The sequence below is a fragment of the Zemynaea arenosa genome (assembly GCF_004614185.1).
GTDB classification, from domain to species: domain Bacteria; phylum Pseudomonadota; class Gammaproteobacteria; order Burkholderiales; family Burkholderiaceae_D; genus Telluria; species Telluria arenosa.
The window spans coordinates 21,295-39,821 of record NZ_SPVF01000218.1 but is presented as its reverse complement, the minus strand read 5'-3'; the positions used below and the strand labels follow the sequence as shown (position 1 = coordinate 39,821).

General features: G+C 65.8%; 20 protein-coding genes. 13 read left to right on the top strand and 7 right to left on the bottom strand.

Annotation, left to right across the window (positions count from 1 at the left end):
- Window positions 1-10: 10 nt before the first annotated feature.
- From E4L96_RS16865 to E4L96_RS16850, 4 genes are all read right to left on the bottom strand, one after another.
- Entirely contained in the window at window positions 11-1,195 is a 1,185-nt protein-coding gene (locus E4L96_RS16865) for an ABC transporter permease (protein WP_135208375.1), read from the bottom strand.
- On the bottom strand, window positions 1,192-1,923 hold the full coding sequence (locus tag E4L96_RS16860) for an ABC transporter ATP-binding protein (protein ID WP_135208374.1): 732 nt from the start codon (window positions 1,921-1,923) through the stop codon (window positions 1,192-1,194). Before E4L96_RS16860 ends, E4L96_RS16865 begins: the two co-directional genes overlap by 4 nt.
- A 17-nt stretch (window positions 1,924-1,940) precedes the next feature.
- Window positions 1,941-3,380, bottom strand: coding sequence for an alpha/beta fold hydrolase (locus E4L96_RS16855; RefSeq protein WP_229414575.1), 1,440 nt, complete (start codon window positions 3,378-3,380; stop codon window positions 1,941-1,943).
- Between the two features lie 133 nt (window positions 3,381-3,513).
- Window positions 3,514-6,180, bottom strand: coding sequence for a S8 family peptidase (locus E4L96_RS16850; protein ID WP_135208373.1), 2,667 nt, complete (start codon window positions 6,178-6,180; stop codon window positions 3,514-3,516).
- 247 nt (window positions 6,181-6,427) lie between these two features.
- Here E4L96_RS16850 and rplM point away from each other — a divergent pair, with 247 nt between their 5' ends.
- From rplM to erpA, 6 genes are all read left to right on the top strand, one after another.
- Window positions 6,428-6,856, top strand: coding sequence for a 50S ribosomal protein L13 (rplM, locus tag E4L96_RS16845; protein WP_135208372.1), 429 nt, complete (start codon window positions 6,428-6,430; stop codon window positions 6,854-6,856).
- 9 nt (window positions 6,857-6,865) lie between these two features.
- Window positions 6,866-7,258 (top strand): 30S ribosomal protein S9, encoded by a 393-nt coding sequence (gene rpsI, locus E4L96_RS16840; protein WP_028102305.1) that lies wholly within the window; start codon window positions 6,866-6,868, stop codon window positions 7,256-7,258.
- A gap of 154 nt (window positions 7,259-7,412) precedes the next feature.
- On the top strand, window positions 7,413-8,450 hold the full coding sequence (argC, locus tag E4L96_RS16835) for an N-acetyl-gamma-glutamyl-phosphate reductase (RefSeq protein WP_135208371.1): 1,038 nt from the start codon (window positions 7,413-7,415) through the stop codon (window positions 8,448-8,450).
- Between the two features lie 3 nt (window positions 8,451-8,453).
- Window positions 8,454-9,128: a hypothetical protein gene (locus E4L96_RS16830; RefSeq protein WP_135208370.1), complete on the top strand. Its 675-nt coding sequence runs from the start codon at window positions 8,454-8,456 to the stop codon at window positions 9,126-9,128.
- Window positions 9,098-9,544, top strand: a complete 447-nt coding sequence (locus E4L96_RS16825; RefSeq protein ID WP_135208369.1) for a bactofilin family protein — start codon at window positions 9,098-9,100, stop codon at window positions 9,542-9,544. The genes E4L96_RS16830 and E4L96_RS16825 overlap by 31 nt, the downstream gene beginning before the upstream one ends.
- Before the next feature lie 34 nt (window positions 9,545-9,578).
- Window positions 9,579-9,929, top strand: a complete 351-nt coding sequence (gene erpA, locus E4L96_RS16820) for an iron-sulfur cluster insertion protein ErpA (RefSeq protein ID WP_135208368.1) — start codon at window positions 9,579-9,581, stop codon at window positions 9,927-9,929.
- A gap of 18 nt (window positions 9,930-9,947) precedes the next feature.
- Here erpA and E4L96_RS16815 read toward each other — a convergent pair whose 3' ends face one another.
- Both E4L96_RS16815 and E4L96_RS16810 read right to left on the bottom strand, forming a co-directional pair.
- Window positions 9,948-11,057, bottom strand: a complete 1,110-nt coding sequence (locus E4L96_RS16815) for an anhydro-N-acetylmuramic acid kinase (protein ID WP_135208367.1) — start codon at window positions 11,055-11,057, stop codon at window positions 9,948-9,950.
- 297 nt (window positions 11,058-11,354) lie between these two features.
- Window positions 11,355-12,719 carry a M23 family metallopeptidase gene (locus E4L96_RS16810; protein WP_135208366.1) on the bottom strand — a complete coding sequence of 455 codons (1,365 nt, stop codon included), beginning with the start codon at window positions 12,717-12,719 and terminating at the stop codon, window positions 11,355-11,357.
- Between the two features lie 176 nt (window positions 12,720-12,895).
- On the opposite strand from E4L96_RS16810, the gene tyrS reads away from it, so the two are divergent.
- From tyrS to E4L96_RS16785, 5 genes are read left to right on the top strand one after another with little or no spacing between them, the layout of a single operon-like run.
- Entirely contained in the window at window positions 12,896-14,137 is a 1,242-nt protein-coding gene (tyrS, locus tag E4L96_RS16805; RefSeq protein WP_135208365.1) for a tyrosine--tRNA ligase, read from the top strand.
- Window positions 14,134-14,601, top strand: a complete 468-nt coding sequence (dtd, locus tag E4L96_RS16800; RefSeq protein WP_135208364.1) for a D-aminoacyl-tRNA deacylase — start codon at window positions 14,134-14,136, stop codon at window positions 14,599-14,601. Before tyrS ends, dtd begins: the two co-directional genes overlap by 4 nt.
- Before the next feature lie 41 nt (window positions 14,602-14,642).
- Window positions 14,643-15,308, top strand: coding sequence for a YbhB/YbcL family Raf kinase inhibitor-like protein (locus E4L96_RS16795; RefSeq protein ID WP_135208363.1), 666 nt, complete (start codon window positions 14,643-14,645; stop codon window positions 15,306-15,308).
- The gene (locus tag E4L96_RS16790) at window positions 15,308-16,036 is read left to right on the top strand and encodes an SRPBCC family protein (protein WP_135208362.1); all 729 of its coding nucleotides are present in this window, start codon (window positions 15,308-15,310) and stop codon (window positions 16,034-16,036) included. The genes E4L96_RS16795 and E4L96_RS16790 overlap by 1 nt, the downstream gene beginning before the upstream one ends.
- Window positions 16,037-16,041: 5 nt before the next feature.
- Window positions 16,042-16,683 carry a histidine phosphatase family protein gene (locus tag E4L96_RS16785; protein ID WP_135208361.1) on the top strand — a complete coding sequence of 214 codons (642 nt, stop codon included), beginning with the start codon at window positions 16,042-16,044 and terminating at the stop codon, window positions 16,681-16,683.
- A 13-nt stretch (window positions 16,684-16,696) separates the two neighbouring features.
- On the opposite strand, the gene E4L96_RS16780 is transcribed toward E4L96_RS16785, so the two are convergent.
- Window positions 16,697-17,017: a thioredoxin family protein gene (locus E4L96_RS16780; RefSeq protein WP_135208360.1), complete on the bottom strand. Its 321-nt coding sequence runs from the start codon at window positions 17,015-17,017 to the stop codon at window positions 16,697-16,699.
- Window positions 17,018-17,157: 140 nt separating this feature from the next.
- Here E4L96_RS16780 and dusB point away from each other — a divergent pair, with 140 nt between their 5' ends.
- Complete coding sequence (gene dusB, locus E4L96_RS16775) at window positions 17,158-18,192, top strand: tRNA dihydrouridine synthase DusB (protein WP_135208359.1); 1,035 nt, start codon at window positions 17,158-17,160, stop codon at window positions 18,190-18,192.
- 33 nt (window positions 18,193-18,225) lie between these two features.
- On the top strand, window positions 18,226-18,459 hold the full coding sequence (locus E4L96_RS16770; protein ID WP_135208358.1) for a helix-turn-helix domain-containing protein: 234 nt from the start codon (window positions 18,226-18,228) through the stop codon (window positions 18,457-18,459).
- Window positions 18,460-18,527 lie beyond the last annotated feature (68 nt).

Below are 18,527 nucleotides of genomic sequence, written 5' to 3'. Positions count from 1 at the left end.
TGCGGCTTTCTTAAACGGCGAGGACGTATTTTTCGCTCTTCATGCGCACCGCCGCAAAGGCGTAGCAGAGCAGGGCGACCACCAGCGAACCGGCGGCGGTGAGGGTGTAATGCAGCAGGCCGATGTCCGCGCCCTTGGACAGCTCGCGCAGCAGCGTCATATTGGACAGCACCGGCACGGCGTACATCCAGGTCGCGGTCTGCAGGTCCAGCATCGGGATCAGGATCAGCGGCAGCATCGGCACCAGAATCGCGAAGCTCAGGGTGCTCTGCGCTTCCTTGAAGGACTTGGCGTTCATCGCCAGCGCGATCTCGAAGGCCGCCGCGAACAGGCACAAAGGCAGGCTGGCGAGGATCGCGAAAGTGAGGTCCGCGGTGGTCAGGCGCCAGGACAGGCCGATTTCCTCCAGCGGCAGCCACTTGAGGATGGCGTGCGCGATCACCAGTTCCAGCGTCAGGCCGACCGCGGACAGCACGGTGGCCGCGCCCAGTTTGCCGAACACCAGCTGGGCCGGCGACACCGGCTGCGCCATCAGCACTTCCAGCGAGCGGCGCTCGCGCTCACCGGCGGTGGTGTCGACCGCGGTAGACAGGCAGAAGATGAAGGCGGGGATAAAGAAGCTGCCCAGCATGGCGCCGATGATCATGGCGGAGCGCGAGGCGCTGGTGCCGGTGTCGTACTTCTGCACCGTGACCGGGACCAGCGTCACCGGCGACACGCCGTGCGCCAACAGGCGCGCCTGGGCGATGCGCGAGGTGTACTCGCGCAGGACGTTCTCCACCTCGTCGATCTTGCGGCCGTTGTCGATGGCGGAGTCGTACCACAGCTCCACGCGCGCAGGACGCATGGCGGCGTAGTTCTCGACGAACTTTGCATCGATCTTCAGCACCGCGACCGTCTTCGCGGTGCGCAGCAGGTCCGTGGTGGCCTGCTCGTCCAGCGGCGCGTGCGGGGTGACGATCACGTTCTTCTGCTTCAGCTGCGCCATCAGAGTGGGCGCGTACTCGCTGCCGACCACCGTCAACTGGATGCCTTCGCGTTCCGGGCTGCCCGCCTTGTCGATGATGCGGTTGAGGGTGAAGCCGATGATCGCCGGGTACATCACCACGAACAGGGCCAGCAGCGACAGGGCGCGCTTGTCGCGCAGAGCCTCTCTCAGTTCCTTGAACAGGACCACCAGTGCGCGCGATGTCATGCCACAATCCCTTCTTCGCCGACGAGGCTCACAAATGCGTCTTCCAGGCTGGCGATGCCGGTGCGCTCGCACAGCTGTTGCGGAGTGCCCTGGGCCACGGACTGGCCCTGCGCGATCACGATCACGTCGTCGCACAGGTGGGTCACTTCCTGCATCACATGAGTGGCCATGATCACGCAGCAGCCCTGCTCGCGCAGCAGCACCAAGGCGCGGCGCAGGGCGCGGGTGCTCATCACGTCCAGGCCGCGGCTCGGTTCATCGAGCAGCAGGTGGCGCGGCTTGTGCAGCAGCGTGCGCGCCAGCGCGACCTTGATGCGCTGGCCCTGCGAGAAGCCCTTCGAGCGGCGGTTGACGATGTCCTCCATCCCGAGCAGCTCGGTCACTTGGTCGATGCGGCGGGCGATGTCGGGCTTGGACATGCCGTTCAACTGGCCGAAGTAGGCCAGGTACTCGCGCGTGGACAGGCGCTCGTACAGCCCGAACTGGTCGGTGAGGAAGCCGATGTTGCGGCGGACGCTCATCGGGTCCTGCTGTGGGTCGACGCCGTCGATGGCGATGCTGCCGGCGTCCCGGCGCAGCAGGCCGACCAAGGTGCGGAGGAGGGTGGTCTTGCCGGCGCCGTTGGGGCCCAGCAGGGCGGTGATCTGCGCGTCGCGTGCGGTGAAGCTCACGCCTTTGAGGGCTTTGACATCCCCGAAGGATTTGCGTACGTCTCGGACTTCAATCATGGAGTCTTGGGACCTAATTAAGGTTGGGGACCGGCGGGGCCGATCTGGAAGCTGGCGGTCGGGATGTCCTTGAGGCAGGCGCCGTTCAGGGTGCGCGTGGGCTGGTCCAGGAATTCGCGGATCAGGCGCGGCGCGCAGCCGAGCGTCGAGATGCCGTGGCCCGCGTTGGCGACCACGAAGTGCTGGACGTGGCTCATGTCCTTTGCGGCTGCCTGCGCGCGGCGCGGCGGCGTGACCGGATCGAGGCCGCCGGAGAACATCAGCACCGGCGCGTCGATGCGGGTGGGCGGGCTCCAGCGCGCGGCGGGCACCTTCATCGCCTCGCACATCCGCGCGCGGTCCTTCAGCAGGCCGGTGCTCATGAAAGAGCCCTTGGCGTCTTCATTGGCCAGTTCCGGCGTCAGGCGCGGCACGTCCTCCGCGCACACCACGGCCAGGTGCATGACCGTGGCGATCGAGGTGTCGGTGGAGAAGTCGCTCATCGCATTGCTGCGCGTGACGAACGGCTCCCAGCGGCCCGTGTAGGCGCTGTGCAGCAGGAACGGCAGGCTGCGGCTGGTGACCGGGTTGTACAGGATCGAGTGGACGGTGCCAAGGAAGCGCGTGTTGGTCATCTTCAGCTTGCGCTGCTGGGCGGTGCGCGGGTCTGCCACATCCAGTTCCAGGTTGCCGTGGCCGACCTTCTCCAGCAGCGCCGCGAATTCCTGGCGCAGATTGGGGTAGGCGCCGTGACAGGCCTGGTCGGCGGCGCACTGGGTGAACAGGGCGTCCAGCGCCGCTTGCGCGTCCTTGCCGCCGGCCGGGATTACCTGGTCCGGCGCGGCCACGCCGTCCAGCACCGCGGCGCGGACGTTTGCGGGGAAGGCGCGGAGATAGGCCTGGCCCAGGCGGGTGCCGTAGGAGCCGCCCCACAGGTTGATCGGGCCGAGCTTGAGCGTGGTGCGCACCCGTTCGATGTCCTGCACGGCGTTGGCGGTGGTGTAGTCGCCCAGCGGCTTGTTCAGGCGGGCGATGCAGTCCATGAGGTCGGCCTCGGCCTGCTCTTCGGACATGATTTCTTCGTTCGGCTTGCTGGGGCAATCGAGCTTGCCGGACAGGCCGGTGCCGCGCTGGTCGATCAGCACGATGTCGCGGGTGGCGCGCACGCGGGAGAACACCCGGTCCAGCAGGGGCAGCAGGTCGGAGCCGCCCTCGCCGGGACCGCCGGCCAGCACGAACAGCGGGTCGGCCTTGGGTGTTTCGCGGAACGCGGGCGCGATGGTGACGTGCAGCTTGATCTGCGCGCCACCGGGCGCGGCGTAGCTGGACGGGACGGCGACGGTGAGGCAGCGCAGGCCTTCTTCCATGCCCGGCAAGTGGCAGGTCTGGCCGGCGCGGGCCAGCGAGGCTGCCGTGGCCGGCGGCGCGAGCCACAGCAGGGCGGGCAGCAGGAGCAGCGGCAAGGAGCGGATCTTCAAGAATGTTCCCCACGAAATGTGTCGGGGAATAGTAAGGCTCCTCTTGCTTAAACGTCAATCTCGGGCGCGCGCAAATTCCCCCGCTGCGGCATCAACGCCGCAGCGGGGGAACTTTGTTGGCAATCGGCGACCGTCAATGGACGACCCAGACCGTCCCGGCGCCCCCTACCGTGTCGCCCTGCGCGTTCTGCTGCGAGGCGCTGACCATGAACTGGTCACCGCTTTGCGCCGTGCCCGGCACCGTGGTGCGCAGCGCCAGCGGGTAGATGGCGTTCGGCGCCTTCTCGATCGTCATCCGCACCAGCGGCTCCTTGATGTCGACGTAGCGCTTCCCATCCCGCACGATCACATCGCCACCCATCACCGTCACCTTGCCCAGCTGCCCGGCCGTATGGCATTCGAACTTGGAGCCTTTTTCGAACGTCATGGTCCCCATGCAGCAGCCGAAGGGCATGCGCACCTTGGTTTTTTCAAGGAAGGTGACCGAGCGGTCGCCGCAGCTTTGCTGGGTGTCCTGGGTTTGCGCCTCGGTCGGCGTGAAGTCGACCAGCGGGAAGGCGCTGCCGTCTTCATCGAGCGACAGCAGCAGCGGCATGTGCGCCGGCAGCCGCGAGCGGTCGATGGTCAGGCCGATCAGCCGGTCCGCGCTGTAGCGGCTGCCCGCCACGAACGGGAAGGCGACCGCGGCACCGGCCAGCACGTCGATCACCGACAGGTTGCGCTGGGCCAGATTGTTGCGCTGGGGCGTGGCGTCGCCGGCGCCCAGCAGCGCGGTGGAGAAGGCGTAGTCGTTGTCCGCGTTGACCGCCACCAGCAGGCAGGGGTGCCAGTTGTGGCCGCTCACCCAGCCGTACAGGCTTTCGGTCTGGGTCGCCTCGATGCGGAACTTGGCCATCGCCGTGGTGCCGGGGGCGATGCTGGCGAAGGTGGCTGTCAGGGGCGTGGGCATCACGTGGTTGGCGTCCACGGTGTTCCAGTCCTGCGGATAGATGAACTGCAGGCCCACGTACGGCGTGATGCGCGCGTTGACGGTCACATTGCGTGCCTCGCGCGGGCCGTTGTTGGTCACGCGCACGTAGATGGTGTTGGCTTGGCCGCGCTCCACGTTCTTCGACTGCAGCGGGTCGCTCGGCACGAACACGTTGTCGTCGAAGATGCGCACCACCACGTCCGAGAAGTCCCAGAAGTCGCCGCCGGTGAACGGCTCCAGGCCAGTGTCGCCGGGCGCATCGCGCACCATGATGTCAGCCTGGTCCAGCGCGCGGAACACGTTGATGCGGCCGTAGCCCATCTCCTGGTTCCAGCTGCCGTTGTTGCGGCCCGCGGTCAGGGCATATGCGGTGGTACCGACCTTCTGCGCGGTGCGCTCGATCAGGTTGCGCACCTGCGTGGCGGTCATGCCCGGGTACAGGCTGAGGATCAGCGCCGCCATCCCGGCCACGTGCGGTGTGGCCGCGGAGGTGCCGTTGAAGGTCAGGAAGTAGTCGCCTGCGGTGCTGGTGTTGTAGCCGGCGCTGCCCTGGCGGTCGGTGGTCGGGATGTGCACGCCCGGCGCCACCACGGAGATCTCGGGGCCGAAGTCCGAACCCCACCAGGTTTCGCCGTCCGGGCTGGTGGGCGACTTGCGGTTGTCGATCTCGTCCGACGCGCCGATCGCCATGATGTTCGGGTTGGTGGCCGGATAGGTGATGCTGCTGTTGAAGTTGTGCGTGGCCGCGCACATCAGGACATTGTTGTTGAAGGCATTGGTGATGGCCGGGTCGATGATGTTATGGTTCCAGCCGTTGTTCCCGAAGCTCATGCTGATGATCTGGGCGCCGTGGCTGCTGGCCCAGTTGATGCCCGCGGCCACTTCCACGTCGGTCCAGTTCTGGAACGCCACCGGCAGGATGCGCGCGCCGCCGGCCACGCCGGACACGCCCAGCCCATTGTTGAAGGTGGCGGCCACGATGCCCGCGCAGGCGGTGCCGTGGTTGCCGGTGGGCGAACCGTCGCCGCCCATCGAGCCCAGGTTGATGCCGTTGCCGGCGAAGGCCAGGTCCGGGTGGGTCAGGTCGCAGCCTTCATCGAGCACGCAGACGGTGACGCCGGCGCCGCTGGACAGGTCCCAGCCGGTGGTGCCCGCGCCGCCCGCGCCGATGCGCGCCATGTCCCACTGCTGCGGGAACAGGGTGTCGGTCGGCGCGACGGCGGTCGGACGCACCAGCGGCATGGTTTCAAACTCGACCCCCGCCACGCCCGGCACCTGCTCGATCTGGGGGCGCGCTTGGAAGGCGTTCACTTCGCGCACGTTCATGATGTTGAAGTAGCGCAGGCCGTTCAGGTAGCGCGATTTTTCCGGATCCTCCTGCAGCTGCGGGGTGGCCGAGCCGTTGGCGGGCAGGGCGGTGAGTGCCGGCGGCAGCTCGGCCACGCCCGGCTGGCGCAGGCGCAGCCGCACCAGCACGGTGGACGGCAGCAGCGACTGCAGGGCACGGCGGCCGCGTTCGCCCGCCATGCGGTAGACCGGGCCCAGGTAGGCCAGCCCGAGTTCGCGCAGGGAGGCGTCGATGCGCTCGAACTGGGCATCGTCGATCGGCTGGCGCGATTGCACCCAGAAGCGGGTTGGCGTGTGGTTGATCGACTCGCCAGGGACGGCGCGCTCGATGATGTCGCTTTCCAGCGCCAAGCCGAGGCCGCTGAGGGTTTTTTGCAGCGCATCCTGGTTGGGGGACTGGTTGAACACCAGCAGCAGGCGGCTCTCGTCGATGATCATCGGCACGCCGGTGCTGTGGGGGACTTCGCGGGGAAAACCTTTCATGACACCCTCCCTTCGTGTTGGACGATCCAGCGAGCGTAGGAGGGTGCAGGGCGGCGCGATTGAGGCGCCTCAGTCGTGCGCGGGAACTTTTCGTGTGGCGGGCGACTCACGGTGCGGGTTGACGCAAGGCTCGGCCGTGGGTTATGATTGTCGGCTTTCCGTGCGCTCAGGGAAAGACAATAAGGTTGAGTCCGCAGGTAACGGCTGCGGAACCGCCATGTGAGCGATAACTTATTTGGAAGTCATCATGAAAACTTTTTCCGCCAAGGGACATGAAGTCCAGCGCGAATGGTACGTGATTGACGCGACGGACAAAGTCCTCGGGCGTGTCGCCAGCGAAGTGGCACTCCGTCTTCGCGGCAAGCACAAACCCGAGTTCACTCCGCACGTCGATACCGGCGATTTCATCATCGTCGTCAACGCAGGCAAGCTGCGCGTGACCGGCACCAAGGCTCTGAACAAGACCTACTACCGTCACTCCGGCTATCCGGGCGGCATCTACGAGACCAACTTCACGAAGATGCAGCAGCGCTTCCCGGGCCGTGCCCTGGAAAAGGCCGTCAAAGGCATGCTGCCGAAGGGTCCGCTGGGCTACGCGATGATCAAGAAGCTGAAGGTGTACGCAGACGGTACCCATCCGCACTCCGCGCAGCAACCTAAAGCACTCGAACTGTAAGGGGCGAACATGATCGGTAACTACAACTACGGCACCGGCCGCCGCAAGAGCGCAGTGGCTCGCGTGTTCATCAAGGCCGGCACCGGCCAGATCATCGTGAACGGCAAACCGGCCGCGGAATACTTCTCCCGCGAAACCGGCCTGATGGTCATCCGTCAACCGCTGGAACTGACCGGCAACGTCGAGCGTTTCGACATCAAGGTCAACGTGCACGGCGGCGGCGAGTCCGGCCAGGCAGGTGCAGTGCGCCACGGCATCACCCGTGCGCTGATCGACTATGACGCAGGCCTCAAGGGCGACCTGGCACGTGCCGGTTTCGTCACCCGCGACGCACGTGAAGTCGAGCGTAAGAAGGTCGGCCTGCGTAAAGCCCGCCGCGCGAAGCAGTTCTCGAAGCGTTAATCGTTTCCTGCTGCCAGCAAAAGCCGCCTTCGGGCGGCTTTTTTATTTGTTCAGCGGACATCGTCCGGCAGAGGTTGGGCAATTTGTCTAAAATACGCCCCTCGGGCAGCGGGCTTGTCCCGCCCTTCTCATCTTTCACTAAGGAACACAGGACATGATCAAGGTTGGCATCGTCGGCGGGACGGGTTACACAGGCGTGGAGTTGCTGCGCTTGCTGGCAGTGCATCCGGACGTGCAGCTCACCGCGATCACCTCCCGCAAGGAAGACGGCCTGCCCGTCGCGGACATGTTCCCTTCGCTGCGCGGCCGCGTGAACTTGGCGTTTTCGGCGCCCGACAATGTCGACCTGACCAAGTGCGACGTGGTGTTCTTTGCTACCCCGCACGGCGTGGCCATGGCCCAGGCGCCCGCGCTGCTGGCGGCCGGCGTCAAGGTGATCGACCTGGCGGCCGACTTCCGCATCAAGGACAAGGACGTGTTCGAGAAGTGGTACAAGATCCCGCACACCTGCCCGGAACTGCTGGACGAAGCCGTCTACGGCCTCGTCGAACTCAACCGTGAGCAGATCAAGGGCGCGCGCCTGATCGCCAATCCGGGCTGTTACCCGACCACGATGCAGCTGGGCTTCTATCCGCTGCTGAAGGCCAAACTCATCGACACCACGTCCCTGATCGCCGACAGCAAGTCCGGCGTGTCCGGCGCCGGCCGCAAGGCGGAGATCGGCACCCTGTTCTCGGAAGCGAGCGACAACTTCAAGGCCTACGGCGTGTCCGGCCACCGCCACACCCCGGAAACCAGCGCCCAGCTGCAGCGCTACACCGACAGCCCGGTCAGCCTGGTGTTCACCCCGCACCTGGTGCCGATGATCCGCGGCATGCACTCGACCCTGTACGCGCGCCTGACCAGCGACATCGCGAACGAAGACCTGCAGGCCCTGTTCGAAAAGGAATACGCGGGCTCGGCCTTCGTCGACGTGATGCCGTTCGGCTCGCACCCGGAAACCCGCTCCACGCGCGGCTCCAACATGCTGCGCCTGGCGCTGCACCGTCCGGGCAACGGCAATATGCTGGTGATCCTGGTGGTGCAGGACAACCTGGTGAAGGGCGCCTCCGGCCAGGCCGTGCAGTGTATGAACCTGATGTTCGGACTCGACGAAACCACCGGCCTGCAGCAGATTGCGCTCCTGCCTTGACACATGAAGATCCGCTGGGTCGGCCAGGGGCGGCTGCTGTCGATCGCGGTCCGCTCGGGCCTGATCACCTTGGCGTTCATTCTGGCCGGCTGCCTGCTGGTGTGGGGCATCGACCTGGGCGGGCGCATCCTCCAGCTGACGCGCCCGTCCGACACCACCGCCGACCCGAAAGTTCAGCTCACCGCGCTGCAAACTGACCTGCATCGTGTTCAGCTTGAGCGCGATCAGTTGGCGACTGATGCAAAAACCACACAGCAACAGTCGATCCAGATCAAATCCCTGCAGGATCAAAACGGTAAATTGCTTGAAGACATGGCCGCACTGGTGAGCCAGCTTCCCGGCAAGGGACCGTACATTCCCCACGCCGAGGCCGAGCTGGCCGCGCCGGACCGCGTCCACGTCAGCTTGCTGGTGGCCGCCAAAGCGGACGCGGCCGGTGTGCTCGAACTGCTGGCCCATGGCGAGCAGGGCGGCAAGCCGGTCGCCCTGCCGTTTCCGCAAGGCCCAGTGCAAGGCGCCCGTCACGTCGAGACCGTGCTGGCGCTGCCCGCTGGCGTCACCCTCAAGTCCTTGGCCGTGCGCGTGACCGGGCCCTCGCCCGGTGCCGCGCGCGTCGAACGCACGGTTACTGTGAAGGGGTGCCCATCATGTTTGGTCGGAGTGCAAAAAACGAAATAGACAGCCTGGTCGGTCCTACGGCGCGGGTCCGCGGCGATGTGGTGTTCACGGGCGGCTTGCGGGTCGATGGCGAAGTGCTCGGCAATGTGCTGGCCCAGCAGGGGGCGGACAACGTGCTGATCGTGTCGGAGCAGGCGCGCATCGTGGGCGAGGTCCGCTGCGCCAACCTGGTGGTCAGCGGCGTGATCGAAGGCCCTGTTTTCTGTACGGATATTCTTGAATTGCAGCCGCATGGCCGCATCATGGGAGACGTGCACTACCACACGCTGGAAATGCACGGCGGCGCCACGGTCACCGGCAAGCTGACCCATGAGGAGCCGGGCGAGCCGGAGTTTCACCTGTCTGTGGCATCCGGCGACAAGCCGGGCGACCCGCAGAGCGTCCGCCAGAGCGTGTTTCGCGCCAACAGTCTATAATCACGGTCAAACCGAATTCTCCAGGAGTTACCCCATGAATGCAGTCGCTGAAATGCCGGCACCGATCAACTTTACCGATGCCGCGGCCGACAAAGTGGCCCAGCTGATCGACGAAGAAGGCAATCCGGACCTGAAGCTGCGCGTGTTCGTGCAGGGCGGCGGCTGCTCGGGCTTCCAGTACGGGTTCACCTTCGACGAGATCGTCAACGAAGATGACACCACCATGGTCAAGAACGGCGTCCAGCTGCTGATCGACTCCATGAGCTACCAGTACCTGGTCGGCGCGGAGATCGACTACAAGGACGACCTCGAAGGCGCGCAGTTCGTGATCAAGAACCCGAACGCGCAGTCGACGTGCGGCTGCGGGTCGTCGTTCTCGGCGTAATTCGGTAGGGCCGGCCGCTCAGGCCGGATACAGGGCGCCCAGGATCCTGGGGCCCTGCGCACCAGTGACAGCGGGCAGATTGCCCGCTTGTCGTTTGTGGAACTGGTGGCCGAGCCAGGCGAAGGCGAGGGCTTCGACGCGGTGGGGCGCCACGCCCAGGTCCTGCGTGGAGCCGACCGGAATCTTGCCGCCGAGCGCTTGCGCCATCTCTTTTAGCAGCAGTCCGTTGTAGGCGCCGCCGCCGCAGACGTAGACCGCCTGCGCTTCTTTTCTGTCCTGTTCGATTGTTTCCTGTTCGATAGCACGCGCGATCGTCACGGCCGTCAGGCGGGTGAGGGTGGCTTGCACGTCCGCCGGCGCCAGGCCGGGGCGGCGGGCCAGGCGCGCATCCAGCCAGTCGGCGTGGAACAGGTCGCGGCCGGTGCTCTTCGGAGGCGGCTGCTGGAAGTAGGGTTCGTCCAGCAGGATGTTGAGGAGCTGCGCGTCCGCGGTGCCGGTGGCGCCCCAGGCGCCGTCCTCATCGTACGCCTTGCCCAGGTGGCGGGCGATCCACAAGTCCATCAGCACGTTGCCGGGGCCGGTGTCAAAGCCTGTCACGCGGCCGTCCGGGCGCAGCACGCTGATGTTGCCGATCCCGCCGATGTTCACCACCACCCGCGTCGCGCCCGGCTTGCCGAACTGGGCCTGGTGGAAGGCCGGCACCAGCGGCGCGCCCTGGCCGCCGGCGGCCACGTCGCGGGTGCGGAAGTCAGCGATCACATCGATGCCGGTGAGCTCGGCCAGCAGGGCCGGGTTGTTGGTCTGGCGCGTGAAGCCCAGTTCCGGGCGATGCCGGATGGTCTGCCCGTGCGCGCAGACCGCCGCAATCGGTCCGCCCGCATGCGGCCGCAGCTCATCCACGCACTGCGCGTACACCCGCGCCAGCGCGTTCGCCGCCAGCGCCTCGCGTTCGATTTCGTTCGGGCTGGCGGCCTGCAGCAGCATCAAATCCTGCCGCAGGTCGGGCGCAAAGGGCACGAAGGCCGACGCGATCGTGCGGATCTGTCCGTTGGCGAAATCCGCCAGCACGCCATCCACGCCATCCATGCTGGTGCCGGACATCAGTCCGATATAGAGAGTCGAGTCCATTCCGCCATCATACCCGCAACCGCCCCGCTCAGCCCGCCTCCCCCACCGGGGACGTACCCTTCTCCCAGAGCGGGGTACGTCCCCATTTTCGCGAAATGGCGCGGATTATCATGCTCCGGCTAACTCATTGAATCAGCGGCGGAATCGATTATGTCGCCGTCTTCCGGATCTTATTTGTTGAGCGCATTCCTACAGCTCTAGTCCGGGGTACGTCCCTGGTGTGGGGGCGGGGTACGTCCCCGGGTGGAGGCAAAGAAAAAGCCGCCCGGAGGCGGCTTTTCGGGACAGCTCTGCGGCTCAGCGCAGCGCGACACGCGGGGCGTTGATCGGGCGCAGCAGGTCGAAGCGGTGCAGCATGTCGGCGGACACCATGCGGAAGCGCTGCAGCTCGGCCGGCGACAGCGGCGCCTGCTGGGCCACGTTGACGGTGGCCGGGTTGACCGCCGTCCCGCCAATGCGGAACTCGTAGTGCAGGTGCGGACCCGTCGCCCAGCCGGTCGCGCCGACATAGCCGATGATGTCGCCCTGGTGCACCTTGGTGCCGCGCCGCACGCCCGGCGCAAACCGGCTCATGTGCGCATAGGCGGTCGAGTAGTTGTTCCAGTGCTTGAGCACGACCATGTTGCCGTAGCCGCTGGACACCCCCTGGAAATCCACCGTGCCATCGCCCGAGGCGCGGATCGGCGTTCCGAGCGCCGCGGCGAAGTCGATGCCCTTATGCTGCTTCCATTCGCCGAGCACCGGGTGCACGCGCATCGAGAAGCCCGACGAAATCCGCGAGAACTCCAGCGGCGACTTCAGGAAGGCCTTCTTGAGCGCCTTGCCGTCGAAGCTGTAGTAGCCGCCCTGGTGCGTGACCGGGTCGTCGAACCACACCGACTGGTAGGTCACGCCGCGGTTCGTGAACTCGCCCGCCAGGATGCGGCCGGTCTTCACCAGCTCGCCGTCTTGCCAGAAGGTCTCGTACACCACGTTGAAATGGTCGCCGCGCTTGAGGTCGGAACGGAAGTCGATGTTGGTCGAGAACATCTCGATCAGCTGGGCCGTGATCTGGTCCGGCATCCGGCCGCCGTCGACATCCGCATCGGTCGCCGCGTACAGCGACGAGCTGATCTCGCGCGCCCGCATCTCGATGCGGCGTTCCAGCTGCACTGGCGCTTCCTGCGCGACCAACTTGCCGTTCTGGCGGGTGATGGTGATGTTCTTGAGCGTGTCCTTGCCTTCGACCACGGTGGCGCGCAGCCACTGCAGGGTGCCGTCGGCATCGGTCTGGGCCTGCACGCGCTTGCCGGTCTTCAGCTGCATCACGCCGCGGGCCAGCTTGTCCGCCTTGATAAAGGCGACCGCGTCCGGGTCGTCCACGTCGAGACGGTTGAGCAGGGAGGCCAGCGAGTCGCCCGGGCGGACGCGTTCTTCGTGAATGAAGCTCTGGTCGGTATTCTGGAGCGCCGTGATCTGGTCGGCGATGTCGGGAAGCTGGAGTTCCTGGGCGATGGATCTGACAGGCAGATCAGCCGGGTCGGGTGCGAGTGGCGCAACCCCGGCCGCCCCGAACGCACAGGCCGCGAGAGCGATCGCAGAGGCGGAAACGATCCGTGCCTTGCGCGTCGACCCCAGCAGGCTGAACCAGCTAACGCCTGTGTTTTGTTTGGTAGGGTTCATGCAATCAGTTAAAATTTGCCGCTTGAACATCCAACGAGTCGTGTTCTTTTTCGTGTTCTTATTCTTCTAAGTACTTGTTTTCATTAGGCAATATTGACGAGATCGAGAATTATACCGCACTCTCGGATTAGTCCTACAATTTCTTTTCCCCTGTTATTACCCGATAAGCGCAACTTATGACCTCCAATTCCGCGGTTCCCCCTCAGCTCCCCCTGTCCGACCGCGTGCGGGAGGCGCTGGCCATTGCCAAGCGCGGAGCCGAGGAGCTGCTGATCGAAGCCGAATTCGCCCAGAAACTGGCCCGTTCCGAGCAGACGGGCACTCCGCTGCGCATCAAACTCGGCCTGGACCCGACCGCGCCCGACCTGCACCTGGGCCACACCGTGGTGCTGAACAAGATGCGCCAGCTGCAGAACCTGGGCCACCAGGTCATCTTCCTGATCGGCGACTTCACGTCCATGATCGGCGACCCGTCCGGCCGCAACACCACCCGCCCGCCGCTCACCCGCGAGCAGATCGAGACCAATGCGATGACCTACTTCAAGCAGGCGTCGCTGGTGCTGGACCCGTCGAAGACCGAAATCCGCTACAACTCCGAATGGTGCGACGCCCTCGGCGCGCGCGGCATGATCCAGCTGGCCTCGCGCTACACGGTCGCCCGCATGATGGAACGCGACGATTTCACCAAGCGCTACAAGGCTGGGACACCGATCAGTGTCCATGAGTTCCTTTATCCTTTGATGCAGGGCTACGATTCGGTCGCCCTGAAGTCGGACCTGGAACTGGGGGGCACCGACCAGAAGTTCAACCTGCTGGTCGGCCGCGAGCTGCAGAAGGATTACGGCCAGGAACCGCAGTGCATCCTGACCATGCCGCTGCTGGAGGGCCTGGACGGCGTCGAAAAGATGTCCAAGTCCAAGAACAACTACATCGGCATCACGGAACCGGCCAACACGATGTTCGCCAAGGTGATGAGCATCTCGGACGTCATGATGTGGCGTTATTACGAGCTGCTGTCCTGGCGCTCGCTGGACGAGGTCGCCCAGCTGAAGGCTGCGGTCGAAGGCGGCGCCAACCCGCGCGATGCCAAGGTCGCCCTCGGCAAGGAGATCGTGGCGCGCTTCCACTCGGCCCAGGCGGCCGACGACGCGCTGGCCGACTTCGTCAACCGCTCCAAGGGCGGCATTCCGGACGACATCCCCGAAGTGGCCCTGTCCGGCGCCCCGCTGGCCATCGCCAATCTGCTGAAGCAGGCCAACCTGGTCGCCTCGACCTCGGAAGGCATGCGCATGGTCGACCAGGGCGGGGTGCGTATTGACGGCGACGTCGTGAGCGACAAGGGCCTCAAGGTCGAGGCGGGCACCGTGGTGGTCCAGGTCGGCAAGCGCAAGTTCGCGCGCGTCACGCTGACCGCATGATCGGGCTGATTCAGCGCGTCACCGGCGCCAGCGTGGTCGTGGCGGGCGCGACCGTGGGCACCATCGGCCCCGGCCTGATGGTGCTGCTCTGCGCCGAGCGCAACGACACTGAGAAGGAGGCCGACGCCCTGCTCACCAAGCTGCTGGCCTACCGCGTCTTCTCGGACGAGGCGGGCAAGATGAACCGCAGCGTCACCGACGTCCAGGGCGGCCTGCTGCTGGTGCCCCAGTTCACCCTGGCAGCCGACACCAACAGCGGCACCCGCCCGTCGTTCTCACCGGCAGCCCCGCCCGCCGAGGGGAAACGCCTGTTTGACTACTTTGTCGAACGGGCCCGGACGCGCCACAGCGCGGTCGAGACTGGTATATTTGGCGCGGACATGCAAGTGTCCCTCACCAATGACGGCCCGGTGACTTTCTGGCTGCAGGTCCCTCCGGGCCGCAATGAGACACGGAACTCATAGAACAGCATCCGGTCCAAGAACCGGAAGGGGAGACCGAAACAATGAAGCTGTGGAGTGATTCTTTTCGCGACGGCGGCCTGCTCCCGCCGGAGAACGCCTTTGCCGTCATTGATCCGGACACGCACGTGCGCTTTTCGGACAACCGCAATCCGCACCTGGCTTGGGACGACGTGCCTGCGGGTACCGAGTCGCTGGTGCTGTTCTGCATCGACGTGGACGTGCCGAGCGTTGGCAACGACGTCAACCGTGTCGGTCACAGCGTGGCGGAGGATCTGCCGCGCACCGAGTTCTTTCACTGGAGCCTGGTCGATATCCCGGTTGCGCTCAAGTCGCTGGCCGAGGGCCAGTTCTCGGACATGGTCACCCCGCGCGGCAAGCCGGGGCCGGAGGTGCCCTTCCTCGTCAAGAACGGCACCGAGCACCAGCTGCGCCACGGCCTCAACGACTACACCGGCTGGTTCGCCACCGATGCGGACATGGCCGGTAATTATTATGGCTACGACGGCCCGTGCCCGCCGTGGAACGACGAGCGGATCCACCACTATATCTTCCGGCTGTACGCGCTGGACATTCCGCGCCTGCCGCTGGAGGGGACGTTCACCGGCAAGGAAGCGCGCCTGGCGATCCGCGGGCACATCCTCGACGAAGCTCAGATCGTCGGCGTGTATTCGCTCAACCCGGCCGTCGCGCCGACACTGACGCGCTGATGAGGGCCCTGCTGCAGTCGGCCCGGGCCACCGGCGGCGCTTGCGCCGTTGTGAGTCGCCGGGCGCCTGCCGCGCCGCTGTGGTTCCGCACGCCCGCTGGCGGCCGCGTCCTTGCTACTGCGTTCGTGCTGGTGGCTGCGCTGCCTGCCGCAACTGCGGCCTCCGCGCCCGCGCAGCCCCACCTCGACCCTGCCAGGCTCTCGCTCGACCGCGTGCACGTCGAAGAAGTGCCCACGCAGGCCGCCCGCGGCAAAACCTTCCTGGCCGGCACCCTGGTCGCTGCGCCGGTCGCGAAAGTCTGCGCCATCATCCAGGACTACGCGGCCTATCCGTCCTTCATGCCCAGCGTCGGCCGTACCGAGATCCTGAGGACCACGCCGGACAGCGCCACCGTCAACATGATCCTGGACCTGCCGCTCGGCCAGACCAAAAAATATCGCCTGCAGCTCGAGCCCACGATCACCACGACTCCACCCACCTGCCACCTGGCCTGGAAGCAGGTCCCGTGGGAAGGCGTGGCCCCGGGCGACAGCATCGCCGACACCACCGGCTACTGGCACTTGACTCCACTGCCCGCCGACCCCCAGAAAACCGTGGTCGAGTACTACGTGTACGCCGACCCCGGCCACGTCCCCTTCGGCTTCGGCTGGATCGTGGACGCCATGAGCAAGCGCAGTTTGCCCAAGACGCTGGAAGCCGTGCGCGCCCGCGCCGCCCAGCAGCCCTGACCTGAATGACTGACATCCTTTTGATCCGCCACGGCGAAACGTCGTGGAACGCCGAACGCCGCCTGCAAGGCCACCTCGATATCGCCCTCAACGACGCGGGCCAGCGCCAGGCGGACGCCCTTGGCCGCGCGCTCGCCGCTGAACATTTCGACCTGATCGTCGCCAGCGACCTGCAGCGCGCCCACGCCACCGCGCACGCCGTCGCCCGCCATCACAAGCTGCCGGTGCACACCGACCCACGCCTGCGCGAGCGCGGCTACGGCGCCTTCGAGGGCCTGCTGTACGCCGATATCGAAGAGCGCTACCCGCAGGACTTCGCCTCCTGGCAGGCGCGCAATGTGGACGCGGTGATGCCGCACGGCGGCCGCGTGGCCGAAAGCTTCCGCATGTTCTACCACCGCAGCATCGAGGCGATCCTGGATTGGGCGGCGCGCCATCCCGATGCGCGCCTCGCACTGGTTGCCCACGGTGGCGTGCTGGAATGCGCCTACCGCGAGGCGCAGCAGATGGAGCTGGCCACCCCGCGCAGCTTCCCCATCAAGAATGCGAGCATCAACCGCTTCCGCGTGCGGGACGGGAAGCTGGAGATGACCAGCTGGGGCGAGATCGATCATCTCGCCGACCTCGCGCGCGACGAGCTGCCGTAAGCACGGCGCGCGGTCAGGCCCCGGCCTGGTTGAGCAGCACCGTCAGCTCGTCCGGATCGCCGGGCCGCGTCACGCGCCCGACCTCGGTGCCGTCCTTGAGCACGACCACCGTGGGCCACAGCTTGATGCGGAAGGACCGCCCCAGCGGCCGCCCCGGACCATCCTCCACCTTCATGTGCTTGACCTGCGGGTGCGCGGCCAGCGCCTCTTCAATGGGCCGCGCGCTGGCCTGGCAATAGCCGCACCAGTTGGTGCCAAAATCCAGCGCCACCACACCCGCGGCGGCATCGATATCCGCCCGCTGCGGCTGCGCCGTATCGTAGGGAACTCTCATCGTGTGATCTCCTTCTTGCGCAAGCCTACTCCACCCGGCCGTGCAAGGACGCACAACATCATTACAAATTAGTGCTTAGTTTTTGGGCAGGTCTTCGGCTACAATAGCCGCCTTCCCCGGCATCCCCTTGTTGAAAAAACGTGCAAATCGGACCGTACCAGCTCCGCAATAACGTGTTCGTCGCGCCCATGGCCGGCGTCACGGACCGGCCGTTCCGCCAGCTGTGCAAGCAGCTCGGCGCCGGCTATGCGGTGTCCGAGATGGCCGCGTCCAACCCGCGCGTGTGGGCCAGCGAGAAGTCCTCGCGCCGCATCAACCACGATGGCGAGATGGAACCGAAGGCCGTCCAGATCGCCGGCGCGGTGCCGCAGGAACTGGCTGAATGCGCGAAATTCAACGTGGAGCGCGGCGCCCAGATCATCGACATCAACATGGGCTGCCCGGTCAAAAAGGTCTGCAACAACTGGTGCGGTTCCGCGCTGCTGCAGGATGAAGACCTGGTCAAGCGCATCCTGGACGCGGTGGTCGGCGCGGTCGACGTGCCGGTCACGCTGAAATTTCGCACCGGCTGGAACCGCGAGAACAAAAACGCGCTGCGCATCGCGCGCCTGGCCGAAGATGCGGGCATCGCCATGCTCACGCTGCACGGCCGCACCCGCGCCGACGGCTACAAGGGCGAGGCCGAATACGACACCATCCGCGCGGTCAAGCAGGCCGTGGGCATCCCCGTGGTGGCCAATGGCGACATCGCCACGCCCGAGAAAGCGAAGTTCGTCCTCGATTACACCGGGGCCGATGCCGTGATGATCGGCCGCGCGGCGCAAGGCCGCCCCTGGATCTGCCGCGAGATCGACCACTACCTGCGCACCGGCGAGCTGCTGCCTGCGCCCACGGTGGCCGAGGTGCGCGCCCTGATGAACGAGCACCTGCCCGCGCACTATGCGTTCTACGGCGAATTCCTGGGCGTGCGCACGGCGCGCAAGCATATCGGCTGGTACGTCGAGGACCTGCCGGGCGGCGAGGAATTCCGCCAGCGGATGAACCGTCTCGAATCGACCGCGGAGCAGCTGGCCGCGGTGGACGCCTTCTTCGCGTCGCAGGAACAGTACGGCGAGCGGTTACAATACGCGCCCGCCGCACAAGAAGAATCACAGCAGGAACCCCTGGCAGCCTAGCGGCGCAGATCAACACAGCCGGATGAAGCAAGCATGAGCAAAGAAAGTATCCAGGAAGTCGTCCAGAAAAGCCTTGAAGACTACTTCAACGACCTGGGCGAACAGCAACCGTCGAACATCTACGACATGATGGTCATGACGGTCGAGAAGCCGATCCTGGAAGTCGTCATGTCGCGCGCCGAAGGCAACCAGTCGCACGCGGCCCAGATGCTGGGCATTAACCGGAATACCTTGCGCAAGAAACTGCAAGAACACGGACTGCTGTAAGACGCTTTATCGCGCAGTGGTCCGTGCGGTGAGCGCGGCCTGCGCTCACAGAATTCTCCACTCTCAGG

Excerpts from the sequence above, each read along its gene's own strand:
- E4L96_RS16865 (WP_135208375.1), bottom strand. The coding sequence starts at position 1,195 with ATGACATCGCGCGCACTGGTGGTCCTGTTCAAGGAACTGAGAGAGGCT.
- E4L96_RS16860 (WP_135208374.1), bottom strand. The coding sequence starts at position 1,923 with ATGATTGAAGTCCGAGACGTACGCAAATCCTTCGGGGATGTCAAAGCC.
- E4L96_RS16850 (WP_135208373.1), bottom strand. The coding sequence starts at position 6,180 with ATGAAAGGTTTTCCCCGCGAAGTCCCCCACAGCACCGGCGTGCCGATG.
- rplM (WP_135208372.1), top strand. The coding sequence starts at position 6,428 with ATGAAAACTTTTTCCGCCAAGGGACATGAAGTCCAGCGCGAATGGTAC.
- rpsI (WP_028102305.1), top strand. The coding sequence starts at position 6,866 with ATGATCGGTAACTACAACTACGGCACCGGCCGCCGCAAGAGCGCAGTG.
- argC (WP_135208371.1), top strand. The coding sequence starts at position 7,413 with ATGATCAAGGTTGGCATCGTCGGCGGGACGGGTTACACAGGCGTGGAG.
- E4L96_RS16830 (WP_135208370.1), top strand. The coding sequence starts at position 8,454 with ATGAAGATCCGCTGGGTCGGCCAGGGGCGGCTGCTGTCGATCGCGGTC.
- E4L96_RS16825 (WP_135208369.1), top strand. The coding sequence starts at position 9,098 with ATGTTTGGTCGGAGTGCAAAAAACGAAATAGACAGCCTGGTCGGTCCT.
- erpA (WP_135208368.1), top strand. The coding sequence starts at position 9,579 with ATGAATGCAGTCGCTGAAATGCCGGCACCGATCAACTTTACCGATGCC.
- E4L96_RS16815 (WP_135208367.1), bottom strand. The coding sequence starts at position 11,057 with ATGGACTCGACTCTCTATATCGGACTGATGTCCGGCACCAGCATGGAT.
- E4L96_RS16810 (WP_135208366.1), bottom strand. The coding sequence starts at position 12,719 with ATGAACCCTACCAAACAAAACACAGGCGTTAGCTGGTTCAGCCTGCTG.
- tyrS (WP_135208365.1), top strand. The coding sequence starts at position 12,896 with ATGACCTCCAATTCCGCGGTTCCCCCTCAGCTCCCCCTGTCCGACCGC.
- dtd (WP_135208364.1), top strand. The coding sequence starts at position 14,134 with ATGATCGGGCTGATTCAGCGCGTCACCGGCGCCAGCGTGGTCGTGGCG.
- E4L96_RS16795 (WP_135208363.1), top strand. The coding sequence starts at position 14,643 with ATGAAGCTGTGGAGTGATTCTTTTCGCGACGGCGGCCTGCTCCCGCCG.
- E4L96_RS16790 (WP_135208362.1), top strand. The coding sequence starts at position 15,308 with ATGAGGGCCCTGCTGCAGTCGGCCCGGGCCACCGGCGGCGCTTGCGCC.
- E4L96_RS16785 (WP_135208361.1), top strand. The coding sequence starts at position 16,042 with ATGACTGACATCCTTTTGATCCGCCACGGCGAAACGTCGTGGAACGCC.
- E4L96_RS16780 (WP_135208360.1), bottom strand. The coding sequence starts at position 17,017 with ATGAGAGTTCCCTACGATACGGCGCAGCCGCAGCGGGCGGATATCGAT.
- E4L96_RS16770 (WP_135208358.1), top strand. The coding sequence starts at position 18,226 with ATGAGCAAAGAAAGTATCCAGGAAGTCGTCCAGAAAAGCCTTGAAGAC.